The organism is Geodermatophilus sp. URMC 64, assembly GCF_053502555.1.
Genome location: NZ_CP199955.1, coordinates 4828942 through 4846533, shown reverse-complemented (window position 1 = coordinate 4846533; position 17592 = coordinate 4828942). Strand labels below are relative to the sequence as shown.

Here is a 17592-nt window from a genome sequence, read left to right as displayed (position 1 = left end):
CCGGAAGGGGAGCCCGCATGGACGCCGGCGTCGACACCCTGCAGAAGGCGCTGCAGATCAACCTCGACCTGCGCTGGTACGGCACGATCGCCGAGATCGGGGCGGGGCAGGAGGTCGCGCGCTGGTTCTTCCGTGCCGGCGGCGCGGCGGGCACGGTCGCCAAGACGATGTCGGCCTACGACATGGCCGTCAGCGACGCCGTCTACGGCAAGGCCGACCGCTACGTCTCCAAGGGCCGGCTGCAGGCGATGCTCGACCACGAGTTCGAGCTCAACCTGGAGCGGCTGAGCGACCAGCGCGGCGACGACACCTCCTTCTTCGCGTTCGCCGACACGGTGGTCGCCCGCAGCTATCGCGGGGGCAACGAGTGCCACGGCTGGATCGGTGTGAAGTTCCAGTCCCACCCGCGGGACGAACCGAGCCAGATCGTCCTGCACGTGCGGATGCTCGACGACGACGCGGGGCAGCAGCAGGAGGCCCTCGGCGTCGTCGGGATCAACCTGCTGCACGGCGCCTTCTTCCAGCACCACGAGCCCGACCGCGTCGTCGAGAGCCTGCTCGACCAGCTGACCACCGGCCGCATCGAGATCGACCTGATCGAGATGCGCGGCATCGAGTTCCGCGCGGTCGACAACCGGGTGCTCGCGCTCAAGCTGGTCCAGCTCGGCCTCAGCGGCGCGGCGATGTTCGCGCCGGACCGTCAGGTGCTCCAGCCCAGCGAGGTGCTGCGCAAGAAGGCGATCCTGGTCGAGCGCGGCAGTTTCCGGCCGCCGACCGTCGTCAACATCGACATGCTCGAGGCGGCCAGGGAGAAGTTCGAGGCCGATCCCGCCGTCGCAGGCCGCGACATCCTGATGCTCACCGAGCTGACCATGGCCAACCTGCGAGCCGAGGGCGAGGTCTCGCGGAAGGACTTCCTGGCCCGCGCCGACCTGCTCTCCGCGTGCGGCCTGACCGTGCTGATCAGCGACTTCCTCGCCTACCACCGGCTCGCCGCCTACCTCGCCCTGCGCACCGACGGCCGGATCGGGATGGTCATGGGTGTCCCGAGCCTGCTCGGCCTGTTCGACGAGTCGCGCCACGCCGACCTGCCCGGCGGCATCCTGGAGAGCTTCGGCCGGCTGTTCAAGAACGACCTGCGGCTGTTCGTCTACCCGATGCTCCGGGACGGCTCCGTCGTCACCGTGGACACCGTCGAGGTCGCCGAGGACCTGCGGCCGCTGTTCGACTACCTCTACCGCCGCGGCAGCTTCGTCTGCCTGGACAACTACAAGCCCGACTACCTGCCCATCCTCAGCCGGGACGTGCTCCGGCGGATCCCCACCGAGGACACCGGCTGGGAGTCGCAGGTGCCGACCGAGGTGGCCGAGCTGATCAAGAAGCGGGGCTTCTTCGGATACCCGCGCGACCGCGGCCTGCCGTCGGCCTGATCGCCGCCGGAACCGTCATCCCTCGAGCGGAGAGGACCTCATGGGGCCCGGGGACGACGCCCGTCGGCAGCGGCGTCTCCGGCTGTGGCTGGCGGGCGCGGGCCTCGGTGTCCTCCTGCCCTTCGCCGCCGTACCCCTGCTGAGAGGCGGGGTCGACGAGGCGCGGGAGGCCGAGCCCGCCGCTCGCTCGGAGGAGGTCGCCCGCACCGTCGCGCCGCGCGAGCTCGTCGACCAGCCGACACGGGGCTCGCTGGCCGGCGACGGGCAGTGGCTGGCCGGCGTGGCCGCGCTGAGCTGGGCGTGGCGCGACCCCGCCGGCGCGCGGCCGGTGAGCGAGCCGGTGGACCCACCGGCCGGCACCCGCACGGTCGCCTTCGCGGGCGACGTCCCCGGGGGACGGGTGGCACTGGTGCTCGCGCGCCCCGAGGGCGCGGTGGTGTTCCACGCCTGGTTCACCGGCCCCGAGAACGCCGATCCGGGCCGGATGCGGCTCGCCGCGAGGCCGGCGGAGGTGGGGCCGCACGACCCCCTGGCGCTGTGGGACGTCCCCGCCCGGGCGGACAGCACCGTGGTCACGGTGGTGTCCTTCCCCGGAGACCGGATCGAGGTCGTGACCGGGCGGACCGTCACGGCGTCCGGCCAGACCCAGGAGCGATGGGCGCACGTCCCGAGCGACGACGGCGCGGGCGCGGTGCGCGTCGACCCGCTGGCGAGCCGGCTCGGGACGCCACCGGTGCGCATCCTGCGCCAGGGTGGGGGCGTCGCTCCGTTCTACCCGGAGCTCACCGACCGCTCGGACGGCGACGGGCGGCCCTTCCCGGTGGAGCCGGCAGATCCCCGCGGGCTCCGCGGTTCGGTCCCGGAGGGGCAGCTCGACTTCGCCGTCGGCGTCCTGGCCGCGCAGTACGGCGCGAACGCCGACGACATCGCCCTGACCCTCCTCCTGAGCACCCCGGGCGCGCTGCTCGTGGGCGGGACGTTCCCCTCGGGCGCCACCACGGCCTACGTCGCGACCTACCGGACGGACCCGCGGTCCACCTCGGGGCGGCCGACCTACTGCACGCTGGTCCGGCCTGCGCCGGCCGGGACCGCGGTGCTCGACCGGGTGTTCGCCCTGCGCCTGTCCCGTTCCCTCGTCGTGAGCGGACCCAGCGCCGGGGCCCGGGCCGAGGTGCTCCTCCTGGACGGCGCGCTCGCCGCCACGGTCCCGCTCGTCGACGGCGCCGGCATCGCGCCGCTGCCGCCCCGCGGCGCGGAGAGCGTGCGGATCCTCGACGGCTCCGGCGTCCCGCTGGTGACCGCGCCGATCAGCGGGCCCGCGGGGTGACACCGCTGCTAGCGGATCGGGCCCCGCCAGCTGTGGTCGCGGAAGTCCTCGGCGGCGGGATCGGCCAGCCCGAGGTCGCCGCGGCGGTCGGCCGCGGCGCCCGTCCCGGAGTGCACCCACCGCGGGCGGCCCCGGCCGGCCGGCCGGCGGCGCGCGACGGGCCGGCCGACGATCGGACGCCGTGTGCAGGCACGGATGTGCACCGGCGTCCTCCTTGGAAAAGTGTTGCGGCGCGGCCTCCTGCCAGCGCCCAACGATGATGCGGGACGGTCCCCCGCCGGGGGCCGGGGCACACGGCCACGATCTGACGAAGAGCCCCGGATGCCTTCTCGCGGGTCTCGGGTTGAGTCCGGCCGCTGCCTGCCGACATCGGCCGGACACGCCGTCGTCCTCGCAGCCCGGGTCGTGAGATCTCGATCGCCATGTCAGGGTGGAGGACACCGACATCACGGGGGAGAAGGCGGAGCAGGTGATGTCGACCGACGAACGACCATGCGGACAGCAGACCTGCGGGCCTGCCGGGGACGGCGCCCGCGATCATCCGGGGCTCGCCCCGCACGCCCTCGTCCGCGCGCGCAGCGCGGCCCGCTGACCGCCGTCCGGAGGAGCTCTACCGCGTGGACATCGCTGCGATGCGGGCCAACTTCGCCAAGGCCGCGGCCGCCGGTGACGAGGCCCCGCTGTACTTCTACTCCCACCTGTTCCTGACCCATCCCGAGACCCGGCGGCTGTTCCCGGTCTCGATGGCGCACCAGCGCGACCGGCTGTTCCAGGCCCTGGGGGACGTCGTCAACTATCTCGACGACCTCGACAGCGTCATCCCGGTCCTCCAGGCGCTCGGCCGCGACCACCGCAAGTTCGGCACGGTCGCCGAGCACTACCCGCCGGTCGGCGAGAGCCTGCTGGCCACGCTCCGGCACTTCGACGACGAGTGGAACCCGCAGCTCGCCCAGGACTGGACGGCGGCCTACCAGCTGGTCGCCAAGGTCATGATCGACGCGGCACTGGCCGCCGAGGACCAGCCGGCGTGGTGGGACGCCGAGATCGTCGCGCACGAGCGCCGGACGTTCGACATCGCCGTCCTCCGGCTGCGGCCGGAGAAGGAGCTGCCCTACGCGGCCGGGCAGTCGATCTCCATCGAGACCGAGCTGCGGCCGAAGCTCTGGCGCTACTACTCGCCGGCCAATGCGCCGCGCCAGGACGGGCACATCGAGCTCCACGTCAAGGCCCGGGACGGCGGCCCGGTCAGCTCGGCCCTCGTGCGGCAGGCCGGGGTGGGGGACTGGGTGCGCCTCGGCCCGCCCCTGGGCCACCTCGCCCTCGACGCCGAGGCCGACCGCGACCTGCTGCTCGTCGCCGGCGGCATGGGCCTCGCGCCGCTCAAGGCACTGGTCGACCAGGTCGCCCGCTACGGCCCGGCCCGGCGGGTGGACCTGTTCGTCGGCGCCCGCATCGAGGACCAGCTCTACGACCGGCCCGAGCTCGACCGCCTGGTGCAGGAGTACCCGTGGTTGTCCGTCACCTACGCTGTCTCCGATGACAAGGAGTCACCGCTCGAACACGGAGACATCGGGGACGTCGTCCTCCGGCACGGCCCGTGGCTGAGCCGGGACGTGTACGTCGCCGGGCCGGCGCCCATGGTCGAGGACACCGAGTCCCGGCTCGTGGCGTCCGGCCTGAAACGGGAGCGCATCCGCGCCGAGGTGTTCGCCGCCAGCCGACAGGGACCCAACGTTGAGGGGGACGTGACCGAATGACCACGAACGAGCGCGGGTCCGGAGAGCGGGGACGCCGGCTGTCCCCGAACGACCTGCACAGCGTGCAGTTCTCCCGCGGCACCATGCTGCGCCCCGGCTACAACGAGGAGGAGGTCGACCGCTTCCTCAACCGGGTCGCGCAGGAGGTGAGCCAGCTGCACGCCGAGAAGGCCGACCTGCGCTCGCAGGTGCGTGCGCTGCAGGACCAGGTCGAGGAGGCCGTGACCCACGAGGCCCCGAGCGACCAGGCCGTGAAGCTGCTCGCCACGGCCCAGCAGACGGCCGACCAGTACGTCTCAGAGGCGGAGGACTTCAGCCGGCAGATGACCGCCGACGCCCGGGCGCGCTACGAGGAGTCGCTCCGGACGGCGCGGGAGAGCGCCGGCGCGATCATCCAGGCCGCGCACGAGCAGGCCGCCCGCATGGTCGGCACCGGCACGCCGGCCGCCGAGGAGCCGGCCGCTCCCCAGCGCAGCGCCACCACCGAGGAGCTCGAGGAGCAGGTCGCCTACCTCAAGGCGTTCGCGCAGGCCTGCCGCACGCAGCTGCGCGCGTACCTGGAGGCGCTGCTCACCGACGTGGAGTCCGAGTGGGGCCGCGCGGAGCCCTCGGCCCTGCCGCAGGCACCTCTCCGGACGCCGGCGCAGCGGGGGGCCCCCGCCACGGAGCGGGCCGCGGCGGCGCAGGGCAACGTCGCCCGGGAGATGCCGATGTCCGACAGCACGTCCGAGCACCCGATCGTGACCGCCGAGGTGGTCGAGCAGCGGGGCTGACCGGGGTCACTCCGGGTCGTTCCCGGCGTCGTCCCCCACCCGGAAGGGCTCGGTGACCCCGGCGTAGGCGAGGTGGGCCACCAGTCCGTCGCTGGCGTGCTCGAGGTTGTGGCAGTGGTCGGCCCAGATGCCGGGATTGTCCGCGACGAACGCGATCTCGTAGGTCTCGCCGTCGAGGACGTTGAGCGAGTCGACCTCCCACGGGCTGCCCGTGGACGGGACGCCGTCGCGGGACAGCACGAACGCGTGGTGCCCGTGCAGGTGCATCGGGTGGACGTCGCCGCTGTCGTTGCGGATGGTCATCCGCACGACGTCGCCCTCCTCGACGTGGAACATCGGGACGTCCGGGTAGAGGCCGCCGTTGATGGTCCACCAGAACCCCGGCCGGCCGTCGATCAGGCCGATCCGGCGGCCGATGTCGTAGCGGAAGTGCCGGTCCGGGTGCTCGGCGTCGAAGGGCAGCGCCGCCGGGCTGCCGTACGCCAGCAGGTCGACCTGGCGGGACGGCGCCGTGCGCGCCTCGACCGCCGTACCCGGCGGGCCGAGCACCAGCGCGGCGCCGCCGCCGACGTCGACCCGGGCGGGCGCGGTGACCAGCAGATCGGTCCGCCCGCCGGCGGTGACCACCACGCCCTCGTCGATGAGGTCCGTGGGCCCGGCCAGGTCGGACCCGTCGACGGCCAGCACCCGGAACGGCGAGCCGCTGACCCACGCCCGCAGCGGACCGAAGTCGGTGTTGACCAGGCGCACCCGCACGCGGGTTCCCGCGTCGGCGGCGACCTCCGTCGTCCCGGTGCTCCCGCTCAGCGTGCGCCGGCCGCTGTAGGTGTGCACCGGGGCGACGACGTCGGTCTCCGCCACGCCGTTCGGGGGCAGGACGACCAGCGTGCCGAACAGCCCCCCGCGCACCTGCTCGTGCGAGACCTGGTGCGAGTGGTACCAGTACGTGCCGGCGTCCTCGGCGACGAACCGGTAGACGTGGCTGTCCCCGGGGGCCACGGCGTCCTGGGTGACCCCCGCGACGCCGTCCTCCGCGTTGGGGACGTCGACCCCGTGCCAGTGCAGCGTGACGCCGTCCGGCACGTCGACGTTGACCAGCGTGACCTCGACCAGGTCGCCCTGGGTGACCTCGAGCGCCGGCCCCGGCGACGTGCCGCCCAGCGTGTAGCCCTGCACCACCTCGCCGCTGGCCAGCCGCACCGGTCCCCGGCGTGCCTCGAGCTCGACGGCGAGGGCCGGCTGCCCCGTCTCCGGACCGGTCAGGTCCGCGACGCTGCGGCCGGCGCCGTGGGCGTGCGCGGGCCCGCCGCCGGAGTCGACGTAGCCCATGTCCATGACCGAGTAGGTCGAGGGCACCAGGCTTGCCATCCAGTACCAGCCCAGCGCGCCCAGGACGAGGACGCCGACGGCCAGCGGCACGTACAGCCGCCAGCGGCGGCGGGGCCGGTCAGACAGGGAGCGACGTCCCGGCCGCGGACCGGTCCACCGCGGGGGCCGGGGTGCGGGCCAGCATCGCCGCCCGGCCGGCGGTCCCGAGGATGACCAGCGCGTTGAGCCCGTGCAGTGCGCCGATCGCCGGAGCGCTGAACGCGACGATGGCCAGCACGACCTGGACGAGGATCGCGACGAACACGATGGCGCCCCACGTGCGCCCGCGAGGCACGGCGCGGCCGGCCACCAGCGCCACGATCAGGAAGATGAGGCCGAGGGCGGGCATGACGTACAGGCCGACGATCCCGTGCAGCGCGTGCCCGCCGTTGCCCTCGTAGTTCTCGTCGATGACCAGGCCGGAGTCCAGGTCGCTGATCGCGGTGAACCAGCCGAACGCGATGGCTGCGGCCTGCACCACGACCCCCAGCGCGATCAGCCCGGCCATCACTCGATAGGTCTGCCTCACCGTGTTCCCCTCTCGGTATCCGACCCCCGCGGACGCGGGCAGGTCTACTCCTCCCCAGAGCGGCGAGGAAGGGGATTAGTACACGCGTCGGCGAGGACGTCCGGCTCAGGCCTCGGGCTGGTCGACGCAGAGGATGTTGCCCTCGCTGTCCTTGAACCAGGCCGCCCTGCCCATGCCCGGCAGGGACGCGATCTCGCCGTCCCAGGAGACACCCGGCATGCCCTCGTAGACCTCGAACGCCACGCCCTTGGCCTTGAGGTCGCGAACCTCGGCCTCGATGTCGGCCACGTGCCACTGGGCGATGGTGTGGCCGGCCTGCCCGGCGTAGGCGGTCTGGTAGAGGTTGAACCGGGTGCCGCCCCCGGTCTCGTAGGTCAGCTGGACGCCGCCGAACTCGTGGACCGGGGTGAGGCCCAGCTTGTCCGCGTAGAACTCCCGCGCCCGCCCGAGGTCCGCCGCGGGGATGTTCGCCTCGACCCGGCTGTCGCTCAACATGGGGTGCTCCCGAGTGCTCGTGTGGGCTCGCCCCCCGCAGCGATGCGCGCGGACGCTAGCCCCGCCCGGGACCGGCGGGCAAGGAGAACGTCGACGTCCGGTCGGGACGACGCCAGGATGGGCGGACCTGCCCGCGACGAGCCCTGGGAGCGCACCGTGACCGACTACGCCGGAGGGCCGCCCGCGGCCGCGATGGTCGTGCCGAACTTCCTCATCAGCCAGCGGATCACGGTGATGGTCAACCGGTACGAGATCCGGGCTGCCAACCCCGACGGCAGCGAGGGGCAGCTCCTCGCGTTCGCCGAGCAGAAGCGGATGAAGCTCAAGGAGCAGGTCGACTTCTACGCCGACGAGGCGAAGACCCGCCGGGTGTTCTCCTTCAAGGCCCGGCAGGTGCTCGACGTCCACGCCGAGCACGACGTCTACGACGAGAACGGCGTCGTCCTGGGCAGCTTCAGCAAGCAGTTCGGCGCGAGCCTCCTGCGCTCGACCTGGAACCTCAGCGTGCCCGGCCTGCAGGCCGTCGGGCGGGAGCGCCGTCCGGCGATCGCGATCCTGCGGCGGATCTGGGACTTCATCCCCTACCTCGGCGACATCTGGGTGCCGTTCGTCTTCCACTTCGACTTCGTCGACACCGCCACCGGCCGGGTCGTGCTGGTCAGCGAGCGGCGCAAGGCCATCCGGGACCGCTACACGGTGACGGTCCCGGATCCCCGGCTCGACTTCCGCGTCGCGGCCGCGATGGCCGTCGCTCTGGATGCGCTGCAGAGCCGCTGAGTGACCGTCGGCAACGGGCGTCGACCACCCGGCTGTTGCCCTCCCCAACTTTCGGGTGTGCCATCCCCCTGTTGACGGGCTGCCCCCCGACACGCCCGGACGGAACCCTTTCCCTCGACACGTACGGGGCGAGTTGGAAAGGGGAGCCCGGTGAGCTCCGACACCATGGACCGCGGGCCGGCCACCACGCAGGCCGCTGCCGTCACCACGCACGAGGCGACGCCGAGCGCGCACGAGGTCTCGCGGCGGATGTTCCTCCGGGTCGGTGCGACCGGCGCCGCGGCCGTCGGCCTCTACGCCGCCGGGAACGCCCTGCTGCCGAGCCTCGGCCAGCGTGGCCTGCTCTCTCCGGACGGCGTGTTCGGCGCGGCCTCGATCGCCATCGCCGACGGCGTCTACACCGAGGTGTGGCCGACCAGCCCGCTGATCCTGGAGCCGTTCAAGGACGAGCTGCCGATCCCCAAGGCGCTCGCCCCGAGCGCCGACTACAAGTCCTGGGCGAAGCCTCCGGGCCCGGGCCAGGGGCAGCAGAACTCCCTGGGCAACGAGCAGCACCAGATCTGGCCCACCGATCCCCGGGTCGGCTCCCCGGATCCCATCGTCTACAAGATCGACATCAAGGTCGCCGGCCACTCCTTCACCTCGTCGAAGGTGCTGCCGATCACCAACCTGGGTCAGCCGACGAACGCGTTCGACGAGACCGGCAACCCGGTTCCCGTGGACCCGGCTGCCGGGTACGAGCTGCCGAAGAGCTGCATCTACGGCTTCAACGGCACGTTCCCCGGGCCGATGATCAACGCCGAGTACGGCAAGCCCGTGCTCGTCCGGTTCAACAACATGCTGGACGGGAACCCGGAGAACTACGACCGGCAGGACTTCGGCACGCACGACTACTCGTTCCTGACCCACCTGCACAACGGGCACACCGCGCCGGAGAGCGACGGCAACCCGCACTACACGATGCGGTTCGGGCCGAAGTACGAGGGCTACCGGCCGGGGGAGTGGTGCGACAACCTGTACCTGAACTGGCCTGCCGGCGGGGACGACCGGGAGAAGCAGAGCTTCTTCTGGTTCCACGACCACCGGATGGACCAGACCGGGTCCAACGTCTACAAGGGGATGGTCGGGCTCTACCCGATCTACGACCCGAAGCTCGACCCGGGCGACGAGACCAAGGGCCTGCGCCTGCCCGGCGTCCGCAAGAACAACTCCGACGGGTCCTTCGACGTCGAGTACGACATCCCGCTGGCCCTCTACGACTGCCGGCTCGACGACGGCGTCACCACCCACCACGACTTCCACGACAGCGAGTTCCCGGAGTCGGCGAACAAGGCGCACCCGGAGTGGTGGGGCAAGACGTTCTTCAAGCACTTCCCGAACCACGGCTTCGTGGGCGACATCTTCACCGTCAACGGCGTCGCCTACCCGACCCTCAAGGTGAAGCGGCGCAAGTACCGCTTCCGGTTCCTCGACGCCTCCATCGCCCGCATCTACACGCTGAAGCTGTTGAGCTCGACGAAGGGCCCGAAGGCCGCCAAGGACCTCGGATACACGGACGGCGAGCTGCAGGGGCAGTACCGCATCCCCGACGGCCAGCAGTGCATGAAGTTCCTGCAGATCGCCTCCGACGGTGGGCTGCTGCCCTTCGCCTTCGAGCGGGACGCCTTCGAGCTGTGGCCGGCCAAGCGCCGCGAGATGGTCATCGACTTCACCAAGTACCAGGACGGCTCGCCGACCAGCGACGGTGACGAGATCTACCTGACCAACGTCACGAAGATGGAAGACGGCCGGATGTGGAACAACACACCCCGCTTCACGCCGGACCCGCAGTACAAGGTCCCGATCCTGAAGTTCGTCATCGACGGAGCGGGGATGGCTCCCGACGACAGCGACATCGCGGAGGGCAAGAAGCTGCGCCCCCTCCCGCCGCTGCCGCCGAACTGGCAGAGCCTGATGGACAACCGGCTGATCTTCGAGGTGCAGCGCGGCAGTGCCGGCGGCGAGACCGAGTGGCTGATCAACGGCCAGGCCTTCGACCCGACGAAGCCGGCGACCAGCCTGAAGAACCCCGCGGGGCGGATGCTGCCGGCGACGCAGAAGAAGGGCAGCTTCGCCCTGTGGGAGATCCGCAACGGCGGCGGCGGCTGGGTGCACCCCTTCCACCTGCACATGGAGGAGCACCGCACGGTGATGCGCAACGGCCAGGACGTGACGGTGAACAGCCCGGGTCACCCGGACGACAAATCCCGTGAGGACCTCGTCGCCCTCGACCCGAGCGAGTCGGTGATCATCTACCGCGGCTTCCGGGACTTCGTCGGTCCGTACGTGGCCCACTGCCACAACCTGGCGCACGAGGACCACGCGATGATGTTCGGCTGGGAGATCACGCCGTGACCACGGCCACCCTGGCCCCGGCGGTCCGGCAGCGCTCGCGGGTGCTGCCGGGCCCCCGGCCCGTCCCGTGGGGGACGGTGACCGCGCTCGCGGTGCTGCTGGCCGCCGCCGACGGGTTCGTGCTCACCGCCGTGCAGGGTGCGGTCGGCGCGATCGAGCGCAGCCAGGGTCCGTTCGTCTTCTGGCTGCAGATCACCGCACTCACGCTGCCGGTCTTCTTCGCCGTCGTGCTGGGCGCGTTCACCGTCGCCCGGCGCCGGCTCGGGCCGGCGCTGCACTCGGCCCGGAAGGTGGCCGCGGCCGGGCTGCTGGTCGTCGCCGCCGCTACCCTGGTCGGCACCGCCGAGGTCGGCATCAGCGCGGCCATGGACTACCGCCTGCAGTCCGAGCTGCTGCAGGTGCAGCACGCCAACCACGCCAGCGCGAACGGCGGTGCGGTGACGCACATCGACCCCGTCCAGGCCGCACAGCAGAGCCTGGAGACCGACCTGCTCGGCGCCCGCATCGGCGCGGGGCTGGACCTGGCCGCCAACGTCGTCCTGGTCGGCTGGGTGGTGGCGCTCCGCGGCGGCCGGCTCGACGCCGCGCCCCGGCGCCGGGAAACCTGACCGACGGCACCGAGCGGGCCGGGTGGAGGTGTGCGTGACCGGCACGCCTCCACCCGGCCCGTCGGCCTGTCCTGACCGTCGCCTCCGACGACCGGCCGGCACCAGATCCCCCCTGGCCTCGCAGCAGAGCCGCTGACTCACCCTGCGCTACGGAAATCGAGTGCAGCCGCGGCCACCCGGGGTTGCCCTCCCCAACTTTCGGGTGTTGCACCCCCCTGTTGACGGGCTGCCGCCCGACACGTCCGGGCGGAACCCTTTCCTCAACACACACGGGGCGAGTTCGAAAGGGGAGCCCGGTGAGCTCCGACACCCTGAACCACGGACCGGCCACCACGCACGAGGCGACGCCGAGCGCGCACGAGGTTTCGCGGCGGATGTTCCTGCGGGTCGGGGCGACCGGCGCCGCGGCCGTCGGCCTCTACGCCGCCGGGAACGCCCTGCTGCCGAGCCTCGGCTCGCGTGGCCTGCTCTCGGCCGACGGGGTGTTCGGCGCGGCCTCGATCGCCATCGCCGACTCCGTCTACACCGAGGTGTGGCCCACCAGCCCGCTGATCCTCGAGCCGTTCAAGGACGAGCTGCCGATCCCGAAGGCGCTGGCGCCGGTCCCGAGCTCGGAGATCGCCGGCATGGCCGGCGGCGCGCCGGGCCCCGGGCCCGGCCAGCAGAGCTCGCTGAACAACGAGCGGCACCAGATCTGGAAGCCGGCCGGCTACCCGGATCCGCTGGTCTACAAGATCGACGTCCGCGTGAACACCCACTCGTTCACCACGTCGAAGGTGCTGGCCATCGGCCCGGACGGGCAGCCGACGCAGTCGTTCGACGAGGCGGGCAAGCCGGTCGCCGCGGGGACGCTGCGGGACCTGCCGCCGAGCACGATCTACGGCTTCAACGGCACGTTCCCCGGGCCGATGATCAACGCCGAGTACGGCAAGCCGGCCCTGGTCCGCTTCGCCAACCACCTGGACGAGAACCCCGACAACCTGGACCGGCAGGACTTCGGCACGCACGACTACTCGTTCCTGACCCACCTGCACAACGGGCACACCGCGCCGGAGAGCGACGGCAACCCGCACTACTCGATGCGCAACGGCCCCAAGTACGAGGGCTACCGGCCGGGCATGTGGTGCGACAACCTGTACCTGAACTGGCCGGCCGGCGGGGACGACCGGGAGAAGCAGAGCTTCTTCTGGTTCCACGACCACCGGATGGACCAGACCGGGTCCAACGTCTACAAGGGGATGGTCGGGCTCTACCCGATCTACGACCCGAAGCTGGACCCGGGCGACGAGACCAAGGGGCTGCGGCTGCCGGGCAAGCGCATCGATCGTCAGGACGGCGCGTTCGACGTCGAGTACGACATCCCGCTGGCCCTCTACGACTGCCGGCTCGACGACGGCGTCACCACCCACCACGACTTCCACGACAGCGAGTTCCCGGAGTCGGCGAACAAGGCGCACCCGGAGTGGTGGGGCAAGACGTTCTTCAAGCACTTCCCGAACCACGGCTTCGTGGGCGACATCTTCACGGTCAACGGCGTCGCCTACCCGACGCTCAAGGTGAAGCGGCGCAAGTACCGCTTCCGGTTCCTCGACGCCTCGATCGCCCGCATTTACGAGCTGCAGCTCATGACGTCGACCAAGGGCCCGGTCTCCGCCCGCGACCTCGGCATGAAGGACGCCGACCTGCAGGGGCAGTACCGCATCCCCGACGGGCAGCAGTGCATGAAGTGGCTGCAGGTCGCCTCGGACGGCGGGCTCGTGCCGTTCGCGTTCAACCGCGACTCGTTCGAGCTGTGGCCGGCCAAGCGGCGCGAGATGGTCGTGGACTTCACGCGGTACATGGACGGCTCGCCCACGAAGAAGGACGACGTCATCTACCTGACCAACGTCATGAAGATGCCCGACGGCCGGATGTGGTCGAACTCGTCCCGCTTCTCCCCGGACAAGAACTACAAGGTCCCGATGATGAAGATCGTCATCGACGACGACAAGATGGAGCCCGACTACAGCCAGGTCAAGGACGGGACGCCGCTGCGCGAGCTGCCGCCGCTGCCGAGCAACTGGAAGACCATGCTCGACAACCGGCTGGTCTTCGAGGTGCAGCGCGGCAGTGCCGGCGGGGAGACCGAGTGGCTGATCAACGGCCAGGCCTTCGACCCGACGAAGCCGGCGACCAGCCTGAAGAACCCCGCGGGGCGGATGCTGCCGGCGACGCAGAAGAAGGGCAGCTTCGCCCTGTGGGAGATCCGCAACGGCGGCGGCGGCTGGGTGCACCCCTTCCACCTGCACATGGAGGAGCACCGCACCGTGATGCGCAACGGCAAGGACGTGTCGGCGCGCAACGGCAGCCCCGGGCACCCGGACGACTACTCGCGCGAGGACCTCGTCGCCCTCGACCCGAGCGAGTCGGTGATCATCTACCGCGGATTCCGTGACTTCGTCGGCCAGTACGTGGCCCACTGCCACAACCTGGCGCACGAGGACCACGCGATGATGTTCGGCTGGGAGATCACGCCGTGACCACGGCCACCCTCACCCCGGCGGTCCGGCAGCGCTCGCGGGCGCTGCCGGCTCCCCGGCCCGTCCCCTGGGGCACGGTCACCACCCTGGCCGTGCTCCTCGCCGCCGCCGACGGGTTCGTGCTCACCGCCGTGCAAGGGGCCGTCGGCGCGATCGAGCGCAGCCAGGGCCCGTTCGTCAGCTGGCTGCAGACCACCGCGTTCACGCTGCCGATCTTCTTCGCCGTCGTGCTGGGCGCCCACACCATCGCCCGGCGGCGCTTCGGGCCGGCGCTGCACTCGCTGCGCACCGTGGTGCCGGCCGCCCTGCTGATCGCCGCGGCCGCCGCGCTGGTCGGCACCGCGGAGGTCGGCATCAGCGCGGCGATGGACTACCGGTTCCAGTCGGAGCTGCTGCAGGTGCAGCACGCCAACCACACCACCGGGGACGGCGGTGCGGTGACGCACATCGACCCCGTCCAGGCCGCACAGCAGAGCCTGGAGACCGACCTGCTCGGCGCCCGCATCGGCGCGGGGCTGGACCTGGCCGCCAACGTCGTCCTGGTCGGCTGGGTCGCGGCCCTGCGCGGCGGCCGGCTGGGCGCCGCGCCGCGGAGGCGTGACACGGCCGGCTGAACCGAACGCGGGAAGCGGATGCCTGTCCGAGGGGTTCCCCTGGAGGTACCCCCTCGGAAAGGCTCCTTCATGCGCATCCCCCTGTCCGTCCTCGACCTCGCTCCGATCGCCCGGGGCAGCACCGTGCGCGAGAGCATCGCGGCCAGCGTCGCGCTGGCGCAGCGCGCGGAGGAGACGGGGTACTCGCGGGTCTGGTACGCCGAGCACCACAACATGCCGAGCATCGCCTCCTCGGCGACCAGCGTGCTCATCGCCCACGTCGGCGCGCACACGAACACCATCCGGCTCGGCGCCGGCGGCGTCATGCTGCCCAACCACTCGCCGCTGACCATCGCCGAGCAGTTCGGCACCCTCGACGCGATGTACCCGGGCCGGATCGACCTCGGCCTCGGCCGCGCGCCGGGATCCGACCAGAACACGATGTACGCGCTGCGCCGCGACGACCGCTCGGCCGACCGCTTCCCGCAGGACGTCCTGGAGCTGCAGGCCTACCTCGCCGGCGAGACCCGCGTCCCCGGCGTCGACGCCATCCCCGGGAAGGGCTCGCGCGTCCCGCTCTACGTGCTCGGCTCGTCACTGTTCGGCGCCACCCTCGCCGCCGCCCTGGGCCTGCCGTACGCGTTCGCCTCGCACTTCGCGCCCGCGATGCTCGAGCCCGCCGTCGCCACGTACCGCCAGGAGTTCCGGCCGTCGGCGCAGCTGGACCGGCCCTACGTGATCGCCGGCGTCAACGTCCTCGCCGCCGACACGACCGAGGACGCGCAGCGGCAGCTGCAGCAGACCCGCCGGATCCGGGCGACCGGGCTGTTCGGCCGGCGCGACCACGACTACAGCGAGGAGGAGGCCGACCTGCTGCTCGGGTCACCCGCCGGCCGGCACGTCGAGAAGATGCTCACCTACAGCGCGGTCGGCACCCGCGAGGAGGTCCGGGACTACCTCGAGGGGTTCGTCAAGCAGGCCGACGCCGACGAGCTGATCGTCGCCTTCCAGTCGCCCACGACCGAGGAGCGGCTGCGCTCGGTAACGCTGACCGCCGAGGCGATGGCCGACCCCGCCTGAGCCTTCCTCCGGCAGCGGCGTCCCCGGGGGGTTCCGGATCGCGCGGAAATCACTTCCGCCCCCTGCCGGAGGGGCGGACAGTGAGGCCCCTCATCGCTGGGGGAACGAGGCGATCTGCCATGGCGCCGACCGTGCCCGCTCCCGTCGGGTGATCGGCGGGGCCGGGGGATGTGGGACGAGGCCGAGCTGGCCGAGGCCATCCGGGGACACCCGCTGGAGGCCGGTGCGGCGCTCGCGGCGGTGCAGGAGGGCGACGGCCCGCGGCTGACGGCAGACAGCCTGGCCGCCGCGGCCGACCTCCTCGGCCGTGACCCCGCGGAGCTCTGGCTCGAGCAGTTGCAGCACCGCCGCCTGGTCGACGCCTTCGCCGCGGCGCTGCAGGGGCAGGGTGTGCCGCTGACCCGGCCCGAACCGGCGGACTTCGCCGACCACGTGGACCCCGCGACGTTCACCGTGTTCAGCGCCCGCGCGCAGTCCTTCCGCTGCCGGGTCCTGGTCAACGGCAAGGTCGCCGGCAGCGGCTGCCTGATCGGGCCGAGTCTGGTGCTCACGGCCTGGCACGTCGTCGCCGTCGGCCCGCCGGGCGGACCGCAGGAGCCGGCGCCGTCCATCCGGGTGGCCCTGGCCGACTCCACCGAGCAGGACGTCATCGTCCCGCCGAGCTTCGCCTCCTTCTGCGGGGACGCCGAGTACGACGGGCGGGCGCCGCGGCGGGACGCCGACGTCGAGGGGCGCAACGACGTCGCCGTCCTTCTCATGCGCCGGCCGGCGGCCGCGCACCTGGGCTTCGCGGGGCTGCCCGCCACGGCGCCTGCGACCGCGACGCACGGCGTGCTGTTCCTGGTCCACTACCCGGAGGGCGCGGACCGCGGCTACGGCGTGGGGCAGCTGGCCAAGATCCGCAACGTTACCGCGCGCTGGCGGCACGACATCACCACGCAGGGCGGCTCGTCCGGTGGCGCCTGCTTCGACGCCACCCTGCAGCTGGCCGGCGTGCACCAGGGCAAGTGGGACGGCGGCGGACGGCTGGTCCCGCTGTCCCGGTTCCTGGCCGATCTGCGGCCGCTGGTGGCGGCCGACACCGGCCCGACGGCACTGTGGTCGCTCGACGGCACCGAGTCCGGCGCTCTCGTCCTGGGCCGCGACCTCTTCTTCGAGGCGGTCGCGGCCGCCCGCGACGCCACCGGCCGCGTCCGCGGCCTGCGGCTCAAGCGGCGCGACGTCGCAGCCGGCGGGACGACGGGGCTGGCGTTCTCCCACGACCTGCTGAGCCGGCTGCTGCACCGCCACGGCGCCGGCTCCACGCTCGTGCGGATCGGGTTCGACGAGCTGGTCACCGACCTCGTCGCGGACATCTGCCGCCGGGTCACCGCCGCGGGCCTGCCGCTGCACCCGCTGCCGGACCCGGCCGGACCCGGGCCGGTCACCCCGGAGTCCGCGGCGCGCGACCGGACGCGCCAGCTGGCCGCCGCGGTCGAGGAGGCCGCCGCGGCCGCCGGCCGCACCGTGTGGTTCTTCTTCGACAACCCCTCGGTCGCCCTGTCGGAGTCCGCCCGCCTCCTGCTCGACGGGTTCGTCGCCGCGGCGCTGCTGCAGCCGCACCTGCGCCTGGTCGTGGCCGGGTTCGAGACCGTCGCCCTGCCGGGTCAGGAGTTCGCCGCGCCGTCCGCGGCGACCGGCGCGGGTCCGCCCGGGCTCGTGGTCGAGTACCTCGGCGGGTTCCCGCGCGGCGCCGTCCTCGACTTCTTGGCCCGTGCCCACGCCGACCTCACCGGGCGGCCGGCGGACCCGGCGGTCCTCGACCAGATCGCCGACCGGGCGCTGACGCCGCTGACCTCGTTCAACGGGATCTACCGGGCCGACGACGTGGAGACCGTCGTGACGGCGCTGCGGGCGGACCTGCGTGCCTGGCGGGCCAGGCGCGGGGGCGCGGGATGACCAG

The 17592-nt window shown here is 72.4% G+C and carries 16 protein-coding genes; 12 read left to right on the top strand and 4 right to left on the bottom strand.

The window, feature by feature from the left end; translation table 11 throughout:
- Nucleotides 1-17 precede the first annotated feature (17 nt).
- Nucleotides 18-1430, top strand: a complete 1413-nt coding sequence (locus tag ACWIYF_RS23725) for a TonB-dependent receptor (protein ID WP_448625278.1) — start codon at nt 18-20, stop codon at nt 1428-1430.
- A gap of 40 nt (nt 1431-1470) precedes the next feature.
- The gene (locus tag ACWIYF_RS23720) at nt 1471-2757 is read left to right on the top strand and encodes a hypothetical protein (protein ID WP_448625277.1); all 1287 of its coding nucleotides are present in this window, start codon (nt 1471-1473) and stop codon (nt 2755-2757) included.
- Between the two features lie 8 nt (nt 2758-2765).
- Here ACWIYF_RS23720 and ACWIYF_RS23715 read toward each other — a convergent pair whose 3' ends face one another.
- Entirely contained in the window at nt 2766-2960 is a 195-nt protein-coding gene (locus ACWIYF_RS23715; RefSeq protein WP_448625276.1) for a hypothetical protein, read from the bottom strand.
- Between the two features lie 227 nt (nt 2961-3187).
- Between ACWIYF_RS23715 and ACWIYF_RS23710 the strand changes: the two genes are divergently transcribed.
- Genes ACWIYF_RS23710 through ACWIYF_RS23700 form a run of 3 tightly spaced genes read left to right on the top strand, consistent with a single transcriptional unit; the run spans nt 3188 to nt 5287 of the window.
- Nucleotides 3188-3349, top strand: a complete 162-nt coding sequence (locus ACWIYF_RS23710) for a hypothetical protein (protein WP_448625275.1) — start codon at nt 3188-3190, stop codon at nt 3347-3349.
- Nucleotides 3350-3374: 25 nt separating this feature from the next.
- Nucleotides 3375-4514 carry an FAD-binding oxidoreductase gene (locus ACWIYF_RS23705; RefSeq protein ID WP_448625274.1) on the top strand — a complete coding sequence of 380 codons (1140 nt, stop codon included), beginning with the start codon at nt 3375-3377 and terminating at the stop codon, nt 4512-4514.
- Nucleotides 4511-5287 (top strand): DivIVA domain-containing protein, encoded by a 777-nt coding sequence (locus tag ACWIYF_RS23700; protein WP_448625273.1) that lies wholly within the window; start codon nt 4511-4513, stop codon nt 5285-5287. The genes ACWIYF_RS23705 and ACWIYF_RS23700 overlap by 4 nt, the downstream gene beginning before the upstream one ends.
- A 6-nt stretch (nt 5288-5293) precedes the next feature.
- Here ACWIYF_RS23700 and ACWIYF_RS23695 read toward each other — a convergent pair whose 3' ends face one another.
- From ACWIYF_RS23695 to ACWIYF_RS23685, 3 genes are all read right to left on the bottom strand, one after another.
- Entirely contained in the window at nt 5294-6706 is a 1413-nt protein-coding gene (locus ACWIYF_RS23695; protein WP_448625272.1) for a multicopper oxidase family protein, read from the bottom strand.
- 28 nt (nt 6707-6734) lie between these two features.
- Nucleotides 6735-7184, bottom strand: coding sequence for a hypothetical protein (locus tag ACWIYF_RS23690; RefSeq protein ID WP_448625271.1), 450 nt, complete (start codon nt 7182-7184; stop codon nt 6735-6737).
- A gap of 105 nt (nt 7185-7289) precedes the next feature.
- Complete coding sequence (locus ACWIYF_RS23685) at nt 7290-7679, bottom strand: VOC family protein (protein WP_448625270.1); 390 nt, start codon at nt 7677-7679, stop codon at nt 7290-7292.
- 117 nt (nt 7680-7796) lie between these two features.
- Between ACWIYF_RS23685 and ACWIYF_RS23680 the strand changes: the two genes are divergently transcribed.
- The 7 genes from ACWIYF_RS23680 to ACWIYF_RS23650 all read left to right on the top strand — a co-directional run bounded on the left by ACWIYF_RS23680 (nt 7797) and on the right by ACWIYF_RS23650 (nt 17588).
- Nucleotides 7797-8456: a hypothetical protein gene (locus ACWIYF_RS23680; protein ID WP_448625269.1), complete on the top strand. Its 660-nt coding sequence runs from the start codon at nt 7797-7799 to the stop codon at nt 8454-8456.
- Between the two features lie 150 nt (nt 8457-8606).
- Nucleotides 8607-10850, top strand: coding sequence for a multicopper oxidase family protein (locus ACWIYF_RS23675; RefSeq protein WP_448625268.1), 2244 nt, complete (start codon nt 8607-8609; stop codon nt 10848-10850).
- Nucleotides 10847-11458, top strand: a complete 612-nt coding sequence (locus ACWIYF_RS23670) for a hypothetical protein (protein WP_448625267.1) — start codon at nt 10847-10849, stop codon at nt 11456-11458. Before ACWIYF_RS23675 ends, ACWIYF_RS23670 begins: the two co-directional genes overlap by 4 nt.
- 296 nt (nt 11459-11754) lie before the next feature.
- Entirely contained in the window at nt 11755-13977 is a 2223-nt protein-coding gene (locus ACWIYF_RS23665) for a multicopper oxidase family protein (protein WP_448625266.1), read from the top strand.
- Nucleotides 13974-14591, top strand: a complete 618-nt coding sequence (locus tag ACWIYF_RS23660) for a hypothetical protein (RefSeq protein ID WP_448625265.1) — start codon at nt 13974-13976, stop codon at nt 14589-14591. Before ACWIYF_RS23665 ends, ACWIYF_RS23660 begins: the two co-directional genes overlap by 4 nt.
- Nucleotides 14592-14660: 69 nt before the next feature.
- Nucleotides 14661-15650, top strand: a complete 990-nt coding sequence (locus ACWIYF_RS23655) for an LLM class flavin-dependent oxidoreductase (RefSeq protein ID WP_448625264.1) — start codon at nt 14661-14663, stop codon at nt 15648-15650.
- A gap of 168 nt (nt 15651-15818) precedes the next feature.
- A complete protein-coding gene (locus tag ACWIYF_RS23650; protein ID WP_448625263.1) occupies nt 15819-17588 on the top strand; it encodes a trypsin-like serine peptidase in 1770 nt (589 codons plus the stop codon).
- Nucleotides 17589-17592 lie beyond the last annotated feature (4 nt).